Annotated in this window: 15 protein-coding genes; all 15 read left to right on the top strand. The window is 48.9% G+C overall.

What is annotated here, in order from left to right; all coding sequences use genetic code 11:
• Positions 1 to 77: 77 nt before the first annotated feature.
• The 15 genes from EDM55_RS01340 (at position 78) to rny (ending at position 15924) form a co-directional block, all read left to right on the top strand.
• Positions 78 to 1271, top strand: a complete 1194-nt coding sequence (locus EDM55_RS01340; RefSeq protein WP_122959447.1) for a stalk domain-containing protein — start codon at positions 78 to 80, stop codon at positions 1269 to 1271.
• Between the two features lie 48 nt (positions 1272 to 1319).
• Positions 1320 to 1475, top strand: coding sequence for a hypothetical protein (locus EDM55_RS30085; RefSeq protein ID WP_170184285.1), 156 nt, complete (start codon positions 1320 to 1322; stop codon positions 1473 to 1475).
• 155 nt (positions 1476 to 1630) lie between these two features.
• Entirely contained in the window at positions 1631 to 2926 is a 1296-nt protein-coding gene (gene yfmF / locus EDM55_RS01335) for an EF-P 5-aminopentanol modification-associated protein YfmF (RefSeq protein WP_122959583.1), read from the top strand.
• A gap of 3 nt (positions 2927 to 2929) precedes the next feature.
• Positions 2930 to 4222 carry an EF-P 5-aminopentanol modification-associated protein YfmH gene (gene yfmH / locus EDM55_RS01330; protein WP_122959446.1) on the top strand — a complete coding sequence of 431 codons (1293 nt, stop codon included), beginning with the start codon at positions 2930 to 2932 and terminating at the stop codon, positions 4220 to 4222.
• 9 nt (positions 4223 to 4231) lie between these two features.
• Positions 4232 to 4966: an elongation factor P 5-aminopentanone reductase gene (ymfI, locus tag EDM55_RS01325; RefSeq protein ID WP_122959445.1), complete on the top strand. Its 735-nt coding sequence runs from the start codon at positions 4232 to 4234 to the stop codon at positions 4964 to 4966.
• Positions 4967 to 5068: 102 nt separating this feature from the next.
• The gene (locus EDM55_RS01320; protein ID WP_092266729.1) at positions 5069 to 5338 is read left to right on the top strand and encodes a DUF3243 domain-containing protein; all 270 of its coding nucleotides are present in this window, start codon (positions 5069 to 5071) and stop codon (positions 5336 to 5338) included.
• 106 nt (positions 5339 to 5444) lie between these two features.
• Entirely contained in the window at positions 5445 to 6224 is a 780-nt protein-coding gene (locus EDM55_RS01315; RefSeq protein ID WP_092266730.1) for a YmfK family protein, read from the top strand.
• Positions 6225 to 6236: 12 nt separating this feature from the next.
• Positions 6237 to 7136 (top strand): helix-turn-helix domain-containing protein, encoded by a 900-nt coding sequence (locus EDM55_RS01310; RefSeq protein ID WP_092266731.1) that lies wholly within the window; start codon positions 6237 to 6239, stop codon positions 7134 to 7136.
• A 111-nt stretch (positions 7137 to 7247) separates the two neighbouring features.
• Positions 7248 to 8594 (top strand): 30S ribosomal protein S12 methylthiotransferase RimO, encoded by a 1347-nt coding sequence (rimO, locus tag EDM55_RS01305; RefSeq protein WP_122959444.1) that lies wholly within the window; start codon positions 7248 to 7250, stop codon positions 8592 to 8594.
• Positions 8595 to 9170: a CDP-diacylglycerol--glycerol-3-phosphate 3-phosphatidyltransferase gene (gene pgsA / locus EDM55_RS01300; protein ID WP_092266733.1), complete on the top strand. Its 576-nt coding sequence runs from the start codon at positions 8595 to 8597 to the stop codon at positions 9168 to 9170.
• Between the two features lie 107 nt (positions 9171 to 9277).
• Positions 9278 to 10522, top strand: a complete 1245-nt coding sequence (locus tag EDM55_RS01295; RefSeq protein ID WP_122959443.1) for a competence/damage-inducible protein A — start codon at positions 9278 to 9280, stop codon at positions 10520 to 10522.
• Between the two features lie 7 nt (positions 10523 to 10529).
• Positions 10530 to 12119: a DEAD/DEAH box helicase gene (locus EDM55_RS01290; protein WP_092266735.1), complete on the top strand. Its 1590-nt coding sequence runs from the start codon at positions 10530 to 10532 to the stop codon at positions 12117 to 12119.
• A gap of 171 nt (positions 12120 to 12290) precedes the next feature.
• Entirely contained in the window at positions 12291 to 13349 is a 1059-nt protein-coding gene (gene recA, locus EDM55_RS01285) for a recombinase RecA (RefSeq protein ID WP_092266736.1), read from the top strand.
• A gap of 107 nt (positions 13350 to 13456) precedes the next feature.
• A complete protein-coding gene (locus tag EDM55_RS01280) occupies positions 13457 to 14098 on the top strand; it encodes a RecX family transcriptional regulator (protein ID WP_122959442.1) in 642 nt (213 codons plus the stop codon).
• 284 nt (positions 14099 to 14382) lie between these two features.
• On the top strand, positions 14383 to 15924 hold the full coding sequence (gene rny / locus EDM55_RS01275) for a ribonuclease Y (RefSeq protein WP_122959441.1): 1542 nt from the start codon (positions 14383 to 14385) through the stop codon (positions 15922 to 15924).
• The last annotated feature ends 3 nt before the right edge of the window (positions 15925 to 15927 follow it).

The following is a 15927-nucleotide window of genomic DNA, read 5'->3' as shown; positions in this document are numbered from 1 at the left end:
ACATAATTTGCGTCTAGAACCTTGTTCTATCCCTGTGAGATAATGCTCCATGTAGCATTGCGCGGGGAGGGATTTAGATGAACCGCTGTTTACATAAAAACAGCATTCGTCTGTGGACAAAGGTTCTAGGTGCTTTTTTTATTTGTCTAGGACTGGGTATAACTGTTCCAGATACAGCGGGACCTGCTTTTGCAGCAGAGCCCGGACCTGTCATTTCGCTGGTGATTGACGGGAAAGGAATAAGCACAGACGTACAGCCGATCCGTCAAAATGGTCGGATGCTTGTACCGATTCGAGTGATCGCAGAAAAAACGGGTGCAAATGTAACCTATGAAGCGGATACACGTCAGGTGACTGTTACCGAAAAAGGCAAGCGAGTGGTCTTGCTTCTAGACAGTCGGACAGCGTATGTCGATGGGAAACGGGTTACACTCGATGCTCCTCCTATGGTCGTCAATAAGCGAACAGTAGTCCCGATCCGCTTTGTCAGTGAGGCCATGGGGTATCAGGTTTATTGGGATAACAAGTCGCAAGTGGCGATGATTCAAACAAAACCTGTCGAGGATACGGCAGCAGTGATTGGATATGCAAAGAATCCTTACGTCGTGCAGGCAGGGGACACAATAATCGAAATTGCAAATAGTCACGACACCACCGTAGAAGAGGTGAAAAAGAACAACTATTTGTCTACGGACTTTTTGACCATTAAGCAACTGCTGTTTTTGCCGGAAGGTTCGAGCAAAGCTGCCCATCCGTTATCAAAAGAAGTAGGCGACAGTCGGCTGCTCGATGAAAAGTACTACTTTCCTTTTTCAGAGGCAAGCTGGTACGAGCCTTATGGGGACAGCTTCGGTTCTGATCGGGAATGGACAGAGAGCAACAACGGGAGTGTACGTAATCACGAGGGCATCGACATCATGGCCCCTAAGGGAACACCCGTATATTCGGTATCAAACGGGACAATCAATCGAGTAGGCTGGAATACGTATGGGGGATGGCGAGTCAATATTACGGATGAAGACGGTCGTTTCCGGATGTATTATGCACACTTGAGCGCATACGTTCCTGGCTTAAAGGTCGGGGGCACCGTGCGAGCGGGCCAGCTCATTGGATTTGTGGGGGATACTGGGTACGGTGGACCGGGCATAGCTGGGATGTTTGATTCACATCTCCACTTCGGACTTTATCAAAACAGCAACGGAAAAGCAGTCGATCCTTATTACTATTTGCGCTACTGGGAACAAAATAAATTGGAGGATTCCATCTCATAACGGGACAAACTAACAGCGTAATCCTTTTTTAGATGAGGAGGGCTCTGCATGTGGGTTTGCCCGTATTGTGGGGGAAATCACGGACTTCCCTTTCATGATGAACATCTGGATGGTATGCTTTGTCTTTCCGATGATTGCGGACGATTTGTAGAAGAGGCGTCCATCGAGGACGAGCGGACGGAATGGGACTATAGTGATTTGTAAGGAAAAGGAGCGATGGTGCTCCTTTTTCTTTTTTGTTGCATAAATTGCAAAATAGGACAATAAAATGCACTTCGCGATGAAGTTTCGCATGCTTGATGGCCTGTCAATTGGTTACAATAGAGGAGAGTACGCTGATGGAGAAGGGAGATAGAGCAATGGCTGCGAACATAACAGATATCGCGTTTCAAAGTACCCAGATTCATGGGATGAATGTACATATTTTGCCAACGGGCAAATTCAAAACCACAACGATTATGACCATGATCGAACAGGCTTTATCGGAGGAGACGGTAACCAAAACGGCGTTGCTTGCTATGGTCATGAAGCGGGCGAGTGCTCGTTTTCCTGAGACGAAGCTGCTGCGTGCTCACCTCGATTTTCTGTATGGAGCGATCTTTGATGTAGACGTTACGAAAAAGGGAGAACGGCAAATCCTGCAGATTTACATGGAAGTGCCGAATGAAAAGTATTTGTCCAAGGAGGATTCGCTCCTGGAGCAAGCGATCCAGTTCGTGGGCGATATGTTGACCAGACCTCATGTAGAGAACGGCGCATTCTTGGAAAAGTACGTCGCACAGGAAAAAGAAACGCTTCGCAAGCGCGTGGAAAGCCTGATTGATGACAAAATGAAGTATGCGAACCAGCGGATCACCGAGGAAATGTGCAAGGGAGAGCCTTTTTCCTTGCTGATCCAGGGCAGAGTGAAGGATCTTCCTGCCATTACAGGGCAAGAGCTCTACACCTATTTCAAGCAAATCACCACAACAAACCCCATTAACATGTTTGTCGTAGGAGACGTTGCGCCAAAAGAGGTGGAGCAAGCGATCCAGAAGCATATTCCGCTGGAAAGATCACAGGTTGGGGCGCTCGAGATCAGTCAAGCTGCCGTAAAGGTGGCCGACGAGCGGGAAGTAATCGACCGCTTGGATGTCAACCAGGCCAAGTTGAACATCGGCTGCCGCACGCATATCACCTATATAGACGAAGACTATCCGGCCTTGCTCTTATACAATGGCGTTCTTGGCGGTTTCCCTCACTCCAAGCTGTTTGTAAATGTACGGGAAAAGGAGAGCCTTGCCTACTATGCGGTCTCTCGTCTGGAAAGCCATAAAGGGATCATGATGATCATGTCAGGGATCGATGTAAACAAATATCAACGGGCTGTAGAGATTATCAAGCAGCAGATGGACTCTATGCGCCAGGGGAAAATCTCAGAAGAAGAAATGAGTCAGACAAGAGCGACCCTGTCCAACCAGTTCCGCGAGCTGCTCGACAGTGCGCGTGGAATGATCGAGTTTACTTACAACGGGCTGGTTAGCGGACGCAAGCGTCGTTTGGACGAATTGCTCAAAGGGATTGAAACCACAACGATTGAAGATATCAAAAAAGTAGCGGAGAAAGTGGAAATCGATACGATTTATCTGCTGCGCGACAAGAAGGGAGAGGCGTAAGCGATGCAGACCACCAAATTTGAACAGGTCAACGAAACCGTTTACAACGAGACATTGCCAAACGGGCTCCAGGTCTATCTTGTGCCAAAGCAGGGCTTTAGTAAGACCTATGCCGTTTTTACGACGAGATATGGCTCCATCGATAGTCACTTCCGCACCAGAAATGGTGAGGAAATCAACGTTCCGGATGGCATTGCCCATTTTCTCGAACACAAGATGTTTGAGAAAAAAGATCGCGATGTCATGCATGAGTTCAGTAAAAACGGAGCATCGTGCAATGCGTTCACAAGCTTTAATCGGACGGCGTATCTCTTCTCCTGCACGGACAAATTGGATGACAACCTGAATCTGCTCTTGGACTACGTGCAGGAGCCGTATTTTACGGATGCCAGCGTAGAGAAAGAGAAAGGGATCATCGGTCAGGAAATTACCATGTACGACGACAATCCTGACTGGAAAGTCTACATGAATCTCCTGAAAGCAATGTACAAGGACTATCCGATCAATATTGAAATAGCGGGGACGATCGAAACGATTTCCCACATCACCAAAGAATACTTGTATCAATGCTACGAAACGTTTTATCATCCAGCCAACATGCTGCTGCTTGTAGTGGGGTCCTTTGAGCCAGAAGCGATCATGAAGCTGATTCGAGACAACCAATCGTCGAAAGAGTTTTCACCTGCACCACAGATCACACGGCTCTTTCCGACAGAGCAGCCAGAGCCTGCCCAAGCAAAGATTGAGGCATCCTTGGCGGTCGGTTTGCCGAAGTGCATGATTGGCATTAAGGAAAGAGAGCAGGGCTTGACGAAGGAAGCCTTGTTAAAACGGGATTTGACTACCAAACTGTTATTGGACATTGCGTTTGGCACCAGCTCCGCTGTGTACGAAAGACTGTACGACAGCGAGCTGATTACGGAAAGCTTTGATTTTGACTACAGCAGCGAACAGGATTATGCGTATACCATCATGGGCGGCGATACGCCAGATCCTGAAAAGCTGGTGCAGACAATCCAGGCAGAGATAGAGCAGCTGAAGCAAAAAGGAATCGACCAGGATGACTTCGAAAGAGCCAAGCGGAAGAAGATCGGAAATTTCTTGCGTTCGCTCAATTCGGTTGAGTTTATCGCGAATCAGTTTACGAGCTTCAAGTTTAATGGCAATGATCTCTTTACCGTCGTGCCGACGCTTGAGTCGATCACACGCGAAGATGTGGAAAAACGCTTGCACGAGCATTTTGTCGATGGACAGATGGCTGTGTCTATTGTACGGTCCGCTTCGCCACAGGAGTAGTGAAATCACATGAATCAACAGACGCCATGGGCGTTAGTGACGGGAGCTTCCGGTGAGCTCGGGCAGGCGATCGCTGCTTGTCTGGCTCATGCGGGAGTCCCGCTTTATTTGCATTACTATCAATCGGAGCACAAGCTGAATGGAATCGTTCAGCTTTGCCAGCAGCTTGGCATCCCTTTTGTCAAAGTGCAGGCAGATTTGCGTGACCCGCATCAAATTACGGTCATGTTTCAGCAGATGGCGATTGCGCCACTGCTCATTGTCAACAACGCTTCTGCGGATCATGTCGGGCTTTTTTCCGATGTCTCGGTTGCTCAGTTCGATGAGCTGGTGGCTGCCAATGTGCGTTCCGCTTTTCTCGTTACTCAAGCCGCACTGTCAGCCATGCTTCGTGAAAGGTATGGGCGTATCGTAAATATATCCTCCATATGGGGCATGACGGGCGGTTCCTGTGAAGTCCTGTATTCTCTGACAAAAGGCGCTGTTAATACATTTACGAAGGCTCTGGCAAAAGAGCTGGCGCCCAATGGAATTACGGTCAATGCAGTGGCTCCGGGTGCTATTTCTGGAGGCATGATGGAGCGCTTCTCCCCGGATGAGCTGGAAATGATCGCAGAAGAAATTCCAGCGAATCGACTGGGTCAGCCAGCGGAAGTAGCGGCTGTAGTCCGCTTTCTGCTGTCTAGGGAAGCGAGCTATGTAACAGGTCAGATCATCAGTCCGAATGGCGGCTGGTACACGTAAGCGGTAAGTATTTTATGGTCTGCATAATTCGTGAGTATGAGTGGAATTCTACATCTGTGTGGGCAGCAACCTGTTCACAACGTACTTAAGGAGGGAATTCCTATGTCAGTTCTTGACAATTTTCGCGACTGGAAAGAGTTTCTCGGTGATCGCGTAGAGCAAGCGAAGCAAGCAGGTATGGAAAGTGATACCCTGCAAAATGTTGCTTACCAAATCGGCGGCTATCTCTCGGAACAAGTGGATCCGAAGAACGACCAGGAGCGTCTGCTCAAGCAGCTTTGGGATGCTGGAGACCAACAGCAACAGCAAGCTCTGGCGTCTTTGATGGTAAAGCTTGTACAAAATCCAGAAAACATTAATCGTGGCAGTTAACCTTTAAATCCCCTATTTTGGGGATTTTTCTTTTCCCGGATTGTCGATTGATGGGAAAGTGATATACTACATAAGAAGAGAATCTGTATGTCGGAGAGGAATGCATATGGAAGCAATAAAAGAATGGTATATGGAGTATGAGATCGCTCGCAACCGACCTGGTTTGCTTGGGGACGTCGCTTCTATTCTGGGGATGTTGAACATTAACATCGTGACCATCAATGGTGTAGATACTATGCGAAGAGGCATGCTACTGCTGACGGACGACGATGAAAAAATTGAGGTATTGCGCAACGTTGTACAAAAAATGGACAACATAACCATAACGAGGCTGCGTCCGCCAACCATGCTTGACCGCTTGGCTGTTCGTCATGGTCGATATATCGAGCGCGACAGCGAGGACAAAAAAACGTTTCGCTTTGTTCGCGAAGAACTGGGTCTGCTGGTTGACTTTATGTCGGAAATTTTGAAAAGAGAAGGCCATCAATTGATTGGGATTCGGGGAATGCCTCGCGTTGGAAAGACAGAATCTATGATCGCAGCCAGCGTCTCCGCAAACAAGAGATGGACGTTTATTTCCTCTACTCTTCTGCGGCAAACGGTAAGAAGTTCTCTTGCCATTGATGAAATGTCTACCGATCATGTATATTTGATAGATGGCATTGTGTCGACGCTTCGTTCTACGGAAAAGCACTACACTTTGCTTCGGGAAATCATGAATTTCCCAGCCGCGAAAATTATTGAGCACCCGGATATTTTTGTGAGAGAGTCGGAGTATGAGCTGTCCGATTTCCATTACATTATTGAGCTTCGCCATCATCCGGACGAGGAAATTACCTACGAATTAATCAATAATCGCGGCTTTGATAATTTTGAAATGAATTAAGGAGGGGCAGCTGTGTCTGAGCTTGGTCAAGTACTACAAAGGGCCCGCGAAGAAAAAGGAATCACGCTCGACGACATCCAACGTATCACAAAGATACAGAGACGTTATCTGGAAGCCATTGAGAGGGGTCATTTTCACGTACTTCCTGGCCACTTTTACGCGCGTGCGTTCATAAAGAGTTACGCGGAAGCTGTTGGTCTCGATCCGAATCACATCATGAGTCACTTCCAGTCCGATTTGCCTGCCCAGCCACCTACCGAACAGGTAGAAAGACTGCGCCGCAGACGAGTCGCATCGACCAACAGTCCATTGCAGGCTGGCAGATGGGTAACCAAGACACTTCTCGTGTTGTTCATCGCCTTGATCATTGGCGTCATCTACATAGCTGCAGTGAATAACGGTGGCACAATGACACAGCCAGTCCCAGGTGGCACGGTCAACCCTGGTGCGGAGATCGTCACTCCTGGCAATGGTGGCGGTGGAGCAGCTACTTCGCCGATCGCTCAAACACCACAACCCCCAAGCAATGTCACACCGACCACGGATCCAGGAACGGTCACAACAGACCCCGTCACGGAAACTCCCAAGACGACGATTACATTCGAGTCTCAGCAAGGTTCCATGTACAATTACGCTGTTCAAGGTGAAGAGAAAATGACGGTCAAGCTGAAGGTAAAGGATGACCGCAGTTGGTTTGGCGTTTCAGAAGGGAAGGGCAAGAAGTACGTAGAAGAAGGCGAAATGAAAAAGGGCGAAGAAAAGACGATCGAGCTGGGTAAATCCGCTTATGTGCGTCTGGGTAAGCCTATGATGGTAGAGTTGACGGTGAATGGAGTCGTCGTGGATACCTCCAAAATGAAATCCATGCCGTCGAATATCACACTGAAAATGAAAGAGACTGCAGCTCAGTAGGCAAGCAAATGCTTGCCTTTCATTCTTTTGTCTCTTTTGACACTTCCTTTACGCTTATATTATACTGTATAGGTGTAATATGGGCTGGTGTGACCAATTGGAGGAAAAATGATGGCAGAGAAGGTAGGCTCGCGAGAAAAAGTAGCGATTGTAACATTGGGCTGTGAGAAGAATCTCGTGGATTCGGACATGATGGCCCATCTGATAGATGAAAAAGGCTATGAACTGGTTGATAATCCTGAGGAAGCAACCGTAGTCATCGTCAATACCTGTGGTTTCATTGATGCAGCCAAGGAAGAATCGGTGAACAAGATTCTCGAAATGGGTGAATTGAAGGAATCAGGCAAGCTCAAATCGCTTGTAGTGGCAGGCTGTCTTACTCAGCGCTACAAAGAGGATATCTTGAACGAGATTCCTGAAGTAGACGGCATTGTCGGCACAGGCGATTTTATGTCGATTACAGGGATCATCGAAGAGTCATTAGCCGGGAAGCGCCCGATTTTTGTGGGCAATCCCATTTTCACCTATGAAGATGTAGTGAAGAGGAAAGTGAAGGAAGGCACCTACTCTGCATACATTAAGATTGCAGAGGGCTGCGACAATGCTTGTACTTTTTGCAGTATTCCTTTGATGCGCGGAGGATTTCGCAGTCGGACCATCGAATCCATTCTAGATGAGGCTCGTCATCTAGCTGCACAAGGGATCGTCGAGATTAGCTTGATTGCGCAGGATTCCACCAACTACGGTACAGACATCTACGATGGAAAACTCATGCTTCCAGAACTGTTGAACCGCTTGTCTGAGGTGGACGGAATCCAGTGGATCCGTCTTCATTATGCGTATCCTGGATTTTTTACGGATGAGTTGATTCACACATTCGCAACAAATCCAAAAGTGTGCAAATATGTGGATATGCCTCTGCAGCACTCGGAGGATCACATTCTGAAAAGGATGCGCCGTCCTGGCCGCCAGACAGATATTCGAAAACTGGTCGCGAAAATTCGTGAGCAAGTACCGGATGTTGCTCTGCGCACATCGTTGATCGTTGGTTTTCCAGGTGAAACGGAAGAAGACTTTGCCCGTCTGAGCGAGTTTGTCAAAGATATTCGTTTTGATCGACTGGGTGTATTTACTTATTCGAACGAAGACGATACACCTGCGTCCAGATTGCCTGACCATGTGGACGAGGACGTCAAAGAAAAGCGCGCCAACCAGCTGATGGAAATCCAGCGGGAAGTGGCGGGCGATCGGAACAGTCGCTTTGTTGGGCAGGTTCTGGATGTCTTGATCGAACGGTATGAAGGTCGTAATGACATTTACGTGGGGCGTACGCAATACGATGCTCCAGAAATTGACGGTGAAGTGTTCGTCTCCGGCTTTAAGGGGGAACTGGGCTCAATCGCAAAGGTCAAGATCACGCACTCCTTTGAATACGATTTAGCTGGGGAGGTAGTCTAGGTGAATCTCGCCAACCGCATCACCCTCGCCAGGATTTTCCTGGTGCCAGTACTTATGTTTTTTTTGCTGGTGCGTTACAACATCGGGACTTTTACGATTGGCAGCCTGACGATGACGTATAACGAGCTGATTGCGGCTTTGGTGTTTATCCTAGCAGCCAGTACGGACGGACTCGACGGATACATTGCCCGTAAACGGAAAATCGTAACGAACTTTGGCAAGTTCTTGGACCCACTCGCCGATAAGCTGCTCATCTCGGCTGCATTGATTTCGTTGGTAGAAATGCAACGGCTAGAAGCGTGGATTGCCATTGTCATCATCAGCAGAGAGTTTGCGGTGACAGGTCTGCGATTGATCGCAGCAGCTGAAGGGCAGGTTATCGCTGCCAGTGCGCTGGGTAAAATAAAGACATGGGTACAGATTGTTGCGATTACAGCGGTTATGATTCGCAATTTCCCATTCGAATTCCTCGGCATTCCGTTCGATGAAGTAGCCACATGGGCAATGGTGATCATCACGATTTACTCCGGGTACGACTACTTTGCGAAGAATCGCAACGTTATCCAATACTCGTAATGCGGGTATTGGTCTCTTTTTTCACAAGGCTCTTCTCCAATACGGTTGTCGATGATAGACTGTTAGTTCAGAGGCTTTTCTATTCTGGGTAAGAATGGGTGAGGAAGATGAGAGCGGAGATTATCGCGGTAGGGACGGAGCTGCTTCTAGGGCAAATCGCCAACACAAACGCACAGTTTCTTTCTCAAAAGCTGGCGCAGATTGGTGTCGGAGTCTATTTTCATACGGTAGTGGGAGATAATTCGGAGCGGCTGCAGCAAGTTATTCGCATGGCAGCAGAACGCTCCGATCTGGTTATCTTCTCTGGAGGGCTTGGACCGACACAGGACGATCTGACCAAAGAGACAGTAGCTGCATACGTTGGTGTAGATTTGGTTACGGATGCAAACGCCATGAAGTATATCGAGGATTTCTTTACACAACGTGGCATTGTCATGACGGAGAACAACAGAAAGCAGGCTCTCGTTTTGGCTGGGAGCCATGTCCTTCCCAACGATTTCGGAATGGCGCCGGGTATGGCGATCCGTCATGACAGTACTACGTTCGTATTGCTTCCTGGTCCGCCAAGCGAATTGTATCCGATGGTTGATCGCTATGTAATGCCCTATCTGATCGATTTGCTGCCTGAAAAACAGGTGTTTCACTCGCGCGTATTCCGTTTTTACGGGATTGGGGAATCAGCTTTGGAAGAACGCCTGCTGGACTTGATTGAAAAGCAGGACAACCCGACCATCGCTCCGTATGCCAAGGAGTTTGAAGTGACTCTGCGCGTTACAGCGAGAGCGACGACAGCTGAAGCAGGGGAAGCGCTCATATTGCCTGTTGAAAAAGAGATCAGGGATCGTGTGGGACAGTACATTTACGGCACGGGGGAGGATTCCTCCCTGCATGAGGTGCTGGTAAATGAACTTAGGAAAAGAGGGGAGAGCATTGCTTGTGCGGAAAGCTGCACAGGTGGTACCGTTGCTTCTTTGATTACCTCTGTTCCGGGGAGTTCCTCTGTCTTTCACGGTGGGATTGTCTGCTACACCAACGAAGTGAAGAATCAAGTGCTTGGAGTATCAGAAGAAGTGCTGGCAACAGAGGGAGCCGTCAGTGAACAAACGGCGAAGCTGCTGGCAGAAAATGTACGTGAAAAGCTGGGAACCACTTATGGGGTCTCGGTAACGGGCGTAGCTGGTCCGGATTCCTCGGAAGGAAAGCCTGTCGGGCTGGTCTACGTAGGAATTGCGGCGGAAGGCTTGCCTACGGTGGTGAAAGAGCTGCGACTGGCGGGAAGAAGGCAGGCTATCGTTGGCCGCGCTGCCAAATTCGCGCTGTTCTACGCGCTTCAAATGCAAAAAGAAAGGTGACGTATTCATGACGATTTTTTCAGATTTTCCTTTACATAAATCCATTCTTCAAGCCATCCACGATATGGGCTTTGAAGAGCCATCGCCGATCCAGGCGGCTTGCATTCCGAAAGTGCTCGAGGGAGGCGACCTGATTGGTCAAGCTCAAACGGGTACAGGTAAAACGGCAGCATTCGGGATTCCTTTGATTGAGAAAGTGACTCCGGCGAACCGTGTTCAGGCGATTATCCTGACACCTACCCGCGAGCTGGCGATTCAAGTAGCAGGTGAGCTTCTGCGCATTTCCAAGTACAATAAAGTGCGCACACTCCCAATCTACGGTGGTCAATCCATCGGTCATCAAATTCGCGCACTGCGCCAAGGCGTTCAAGTAGTTGTAGGTACGCCAGGACGCGTCATGGACCATCTGCGCCGCAAAACGCTGAAGCTGGATCATGTACATACCCTCGTTCTGGATGAAGCAGACGAGATGCTGGACATGGGCTTTATCGAGGATATCGAAACCATCATCACCCAGATGCCAGAAGAGCGTCAGACACTGTTGTTCTCCGCTACGATGCCATCTGAAATCAAGCGTTTGGCGACCCGTTATATGAAACAGCCGCAAACAATCGCAGTGAGCCGTGAAGAAGTGACAGCTCCTCTGATTGAGCAAGTGTATTACAAAGTGTTTGACCGCAATAAAGTAGAGAGCCTCTGTCGTATTCTGGACAGTGAAGATGTCGAGCTCGGCATTATCTTCTGCCGTACCAAGCGTGGGGTAGATGAGTTGACAGAAGTGCTGCAATCCCGTGGTTACCTGGCTGACGGTCTGCATGGCGACTTGTCCCAAGCGCAGCGTGACAAAGTCATGAATGCATTCCGCGAAGGCTCTATCGAGTTCCTGATTGCTACAGACGTAGCCGCGCGCGGTATTGACGTTGGCAACGTATCTCACGTAATCAACTACGATATTCCACAGGATTCCGAGAGCTACGTTCACCGCATTGGCCGTACAGGTCGTGCAGGCCGTAAAGGAATCGCGATGACACTGGTTACTCCGCGTGAAGTCAGACAAATGATGTTCATCCAAAAGCAGACGAAAGCGCAAGTGCTTTCCCGCAACGTTCCTTCCCTCGAAGAAGTGGCGGAGCGCAAGCAAGAGCAGCTGCGTGAGCAATTGACCAGTCTCTTGGAGAGCGACGCGATTGCTGATATGTATCAAAAAGTAGCGGATTCTCTGGTGGGTCAATACCCAGCCGAGAAAGTAGCTGCTGCAGCCCTGCACCTTGCATTCCACAGCGAAGCGGGACAAACGCAGGAAGCAGAAGCATACAACTTTGGTGAAACCGGTGCTGCCAAAGGTATGGTACGCTTCTTCCTGAATGTGGGACGCAATGCGAACATGAAACCGCAAGATCTCGTACGCGAGATTTCCGAATCCGTAGGAATCCCTGGAAAAGCGGTTGGCCGTATCGACATCTTTGAGAACTTCACGTTTGTAGAAGTGCCAGAAGAAGTAGCGGCGTTCGTTTATGAGTCCCTGCGTCAGACTCGCATCAACGGAAAACGGATCAACCTGGAGCCAGCGAAGCCACGTGGAGCCAAGCGTTCCTAGTAGCTCGCAGCTATTTGGTAAAAGACAGTCATTTTGCCTCGTCGAAGGGCAAATGGCTGTCTTTTTATGATGCGAATATTTGTTCGTAAAAAACACTTGGCAAACCATTCTGTCTCGAGGTATGATGGAAACAAGCAAAACAGAAGCGAAATGTGAAAGGGTGTGTACCATTTGTCAGATCGTCGCGCAGCTTTGGAAAGTGCTTTGCGTCAAATAGAAAAACAGTTCGGAAAAGGATCCATTATGAAGTTGGGAGAAGTATCCAACGTTCAAATTTCCACTACCTCCAGTGGTGCGCTTGCTCTTGATATTGCACTTGGGGTTGGCGGCTTCCCACGTGGCCGTATTGTTGAAATCTACGGTCCAGAGTCTTCCGGTAAAACAACCGTAGCACTCCACGCGATTGCCGAAGTACAAAAGCAGGGTGGACAAGCTGCGTTTATCGATGCGGAGCACGCATTGGATCCTGTATACGCTGCTAAGCTGGGAGTCAATATCGATGAGCTCCTGCTGTCTCAGCCTGACACAGGTGAGCAAGCACTGGAAATCGCAGAAGCATTGGTGCGCTCTGGCGCTGTAGATATTATCGTAGTAGACTCAGTAGCTGCATTGGTACCGAAAGCAGAGATCGAGGGCGAGATGGGAGATTCCCACGTTGGTTTGCAGGCACGTCTGATGTCTCAGGCTCTGCGCAAACTGTCCGGTGCGATCAACAAGTCCAAAACGATTGCCATCTTCATTAACCAGCTGCGTGAAAAAGTGGGCGTCATGTTCGGTAACCCGGAGACAACTCCAGGTGGACGTGCCCTCAAGTTCTACGCGAGCGTGCGTCTGGATGTGCGTAAAGCTGAGTCCATCAAGGTAGGCAACGATATCCTTGGTAGCAAAACGAAAATCAAGGTCGTAAAAAATAAAGTAGCTCCTCCGTTCAAGGTAGCGGAAGTAGACATCATGTACGGTGAAGGTATCTCCAGAGAGGGCAGCATCCTCGACATTGGCTCGGAAATCGATGTGGTACAGAAGAGCGGGGCTTGGTACTCCTTTAACGAAGAGCGTCTCGGCCAAGGCCGTGAAAATTCAAAGATCTACTTGAAAGAAAATCCACATGTTGCTGCTCAAATCGAAACAAAAGTGCGTGAGTATTTCAGTCTCAATCCAGGTTCCATTCCGGAAGCGGAAGCAGTCATCGATCCTGAGCAAGAGGAAGAACCAGCTTTTGATTTAGAGTAAGCAAGTGATTCAGAAACAGCCTGTCCATGCGACAGGCTGTTTTGTTCACGTAACAGAAAGAGTAGCTAGAGCAGCACTTGGGAGAAGTGGAGAAGGGAGGGACAGCGATGAAAAGTGGCACGATTACTGCCGTTCATCGGGACAACAAGCAGAAGCAGCGCTACCATATAGATTTAAATGAGGAGTATGCATTCTCTGTACATGAGGATATATTGGTAAAGTACAATCTTTTTAAAGGGACAGAGGTCGACGAGGCCTTTTTTCATGAAGTGCTGGTAGCGGAGGAAAAGCATCGTGCCTATCTGGGAGCTTTGCGTTACCTAGGATTTCGTCCACGGACAAAAAGTCAGCTGAACTCCTACTTGGTTGAAAAGGGCTTTCTACCTTCTATAGCAGAGGAAGTTTGCGAGCGGTGCCAGGAGCAAGGGTACATAGACGACGAGGCATTTGCCCGCCAGTGGGTGGACGAGAGGCTGCGCTTAAAGCCGAGAAGTCCCTATATGCTGCGCATGGAGCTACAGCAAAGGGGAGTAGAGCGAGGGATCGTGGAGGATGCCGTACGAGCCGTTTCTCGTGAAGATGAGCTCATTGCGGCCAGAGCACTGATAGAAAAGAAAGCAAAGAGACTCGAGGGAGCACCGAATCCCGACGAAGAGAGGAAATTGCTGTCGACGCTGATGAGAAAAGGGTTTTCACATGGCGTCATTCAACAGATTCGAGGCGAATTGCGTCAACGCATAGAGGAATAGGATGCCCCTTTTTGCATGATCTTGACAATTCTTGTTCACAAATAATAAAATAGATTTGTATTTACTTGGTGTATCATAACTTTTTGCTGGTTTTCTTACTCGTTGCCTGTGGAAACAACTGAAGACCCGTGCGACGAGTGCGGATTCAGCGGACCGAGTCGAATCGGTCTTGTTTTTTAGTCGAATGTCCGATAGTTGAACAAAACGACAGCGGCACTCCATGAAAAACGAATGCTTGGAAAGCGGGGAGATGTCTTACAATAAGGAGGTGAAATGAAAAACCTATGGATCCTATTCTAACTGTAGTCATTGTGCTCATCGCTCTGCTCATCGGTGCGGGTGCCGGCTACTTCACACGCAAATCCATTGCGGAAGCGAAGATCTCTAGCGCGGAAGAAGCTGCTAGACAGATCGTAGAAGAAGCGAAACGGGACGCCGAAGCCGTAAAGAAAGAAAAGGTACTCGAAGCCAAAGACGAAGTTTTCAAGCTTCGATCGGAAGCGGAAACCGAACTGCGCGAGCGGCGCAACGAGATACAACGTCAGGAACGTCGAATCCTGCAAAAAGAAGAATCGTTGGACCGCAAGATGGAGCAGCTGGAACGCAAAGAAGAAGAACTCTCTGAGCGTGACCGCGCCATCGCAGAACTGCAAAGCAAGGTAGAGCACTTATATAAAGAACAAGTTTCTGAGTTGGAACGTATTTCCGGTCTGACGCAGGATGAGGCGAAAAATATCATTCTGACAGATGTTGAAAATACGGTTCGCCATGAAATGGCTGTGATGATCAAAGAGATTGAAACACAGGCCAAAGAAGAGGCGGATAAGAAAGCTCGCGAAATCATTACGACCTCCATTCAGCGTTGTGCGGCTGATCACGTTGCAGAGACGACTGTATCTGTCGTGACCCTGCCAAACGACGAGATGAAAGGCCGGATCATCGGTCGTGAAGGACGAAACATTCGTGCGCTGGAAACGTTGACGGGTATTGACCTCATCATTGATGATACTCCGGAAGCTGTGATCCTGTCTGGTTTTGATCCGATTCGTCGGGAAATCGCGAAGACGGCTCTGGACAAGCTGGTTGCTGACGGGCGCATCCACCCAGCCCGCATTGAGGAAATGGTGGAGAAAGCGCGTCGGGAAGTGGACGAGCGAATCCGTGAGTATGGTGAACAGGCAACGTTTGAAACAGGCGTACACGGTTTGCACCCAGATCTGATCAAGATCCTTGGTCGTTTGCGTTATCGTACGAGCTATGGACAAAACGTACTGAAGCACTCGATGGAAGTGGCTCATCTGGCTGGATTGATGGCAGCCGAGCTGAAAGAGGACTTTAAACTGGCGAAACGCGCAGGTCTTCTTCACGATATCGGTAAAGCGATCGACCATGAGGTGGAAGGCTCCCACGTGGAAATCGGTGTGGAATTGGCCAAGAAGTACAATGAGCATCAAGTAGTTGTGAACAGTATTGCATCGCACCATGGCGATACAGAGCCAACCTCCGTTATTGCTATGTTGGTAGGAGCTGCGGATGCATTGTCTGCTGCTCGCCCAGGCGCTCGTCGTGAGACACTGGAAACCTATATCAGACGTTTAGAGAAACTGGAAGAGATCTCTGAGTCGTTCGATGGCGTAGAGAAGTCTTATGCGATTCAAGCAGGACGCGAAATCCGCGTAATGGTTCAGCCTGAAAAGATTGATGATGCAGAAGCAACACGCTTGGCACGTGATATCACGAAACGAATCGAAAATGAACTTGACTATCCGGGTCACATCAAAGTAACGGTAATCCGTGAAACACGGGCAGTTGAGTATGCAAAGTAAAGT

This window comes from Brevibacillus centrosporus (genome assembly GCF_003710815.1).
Taxonomy (GTDB): domain Bacteria; phylum Bacillota; class Bacilli; order Brevibacillales; family Brevibacillaceae; genus Brevibacillus; species Brevibacillus centrosporus.
This window is presented reverse-complemented; position numbering and strand designations above follow the sequence as displayed.

What these genes read in the sequence shown, in the direction of transcription:
- EDM55_RS01340 (WP_122959447.1), top strand. Translation starts at nt 78, where the DNA reads ATGAACCGCTGTTTACATAAAAACAGCATTCGTCTGTGGACAAAGGTT.
- EDM55_RS30085 (WP_170184285.1), top strand. Translation starts at nt 1,320, where the DNA reads ATGTGGGTTTGCCCGTATTGTGGGGGAAATCACGGACTTCCCTTTCAT.
- yfmF (WP_122959583.1), top strand. Translation starts at nt 1,631, where the DNA reads ATGGCTGCGAACATAACAGATATCGCGTTTCAAAGTACCCAGATTCAT.
- yfmH (WP_122959446.1), top strand. Translation starts at nt 2,930, where the DNA reads ATGCAGACCACCAAATTTGAACAGGTCAACGAAACCGTTTACAACGAG.
- ymfI (WP_122959445.1), top strand. Translation starts at nt 4,232, where the DNA reads ATGAATCAACAGACGCCATGGGCGTTAGTGACGGGAGCTTCCGGTGAG.
- EDM55_RS01320 (WP_092266729.1), top strand. Translation starts at nt 5,069, where the DNA reads ATGTCAGTTCTTGACAATTTTCGCGACTGGAAAGAGTTTCTCGGTGAT.
- EDM55_RS01315 (WP_092266730.1), top strand. Translation starts at nt 5,445, where the DNA reads ATGGAAGCAATAAAAGAATGGTATATGGAGTATGAGATCGCTCGCAAC.
- rimO (WP_122959444.1), top strand. Translation starts at nt 7,248, where the DNA reads ATGGCAGAGAAGGTAGGCTCGCGAGAAAAAGTAGCGATTGTAACATTG.
- EDM55_RS01295 (WP_122959443.1), top strand. Translation starts at nt 9,278, where the DNA reads ATGAGAGCGGAGATTATCGCGGTAGGGACGGAGCTGCTTCTAGGGCAA.
- EDM55_RS01290 (WP_092266735.1), top strand. Translation starts at nt 10,530, where the DNA reads ATGACGATTTTTTCAGATTTTCCTTTACATAAATCCATTCTTCAAGCC.
- EDM55_RS01280 (WP_122959442.1), top strand. Translation starts at nt 13,457, where the DNA reads ATGAAAAGTGGCACGATTACTGCCGTTCATCGGGACAACAAGCAGAAG.
- rny (WP_122959441.1), top strand. Translation starts at nt 14,383, where the DNA reads ATGGATCCTATTCTAACTGTAGTCATTGTGCTCATCGCTCTGCTCATC.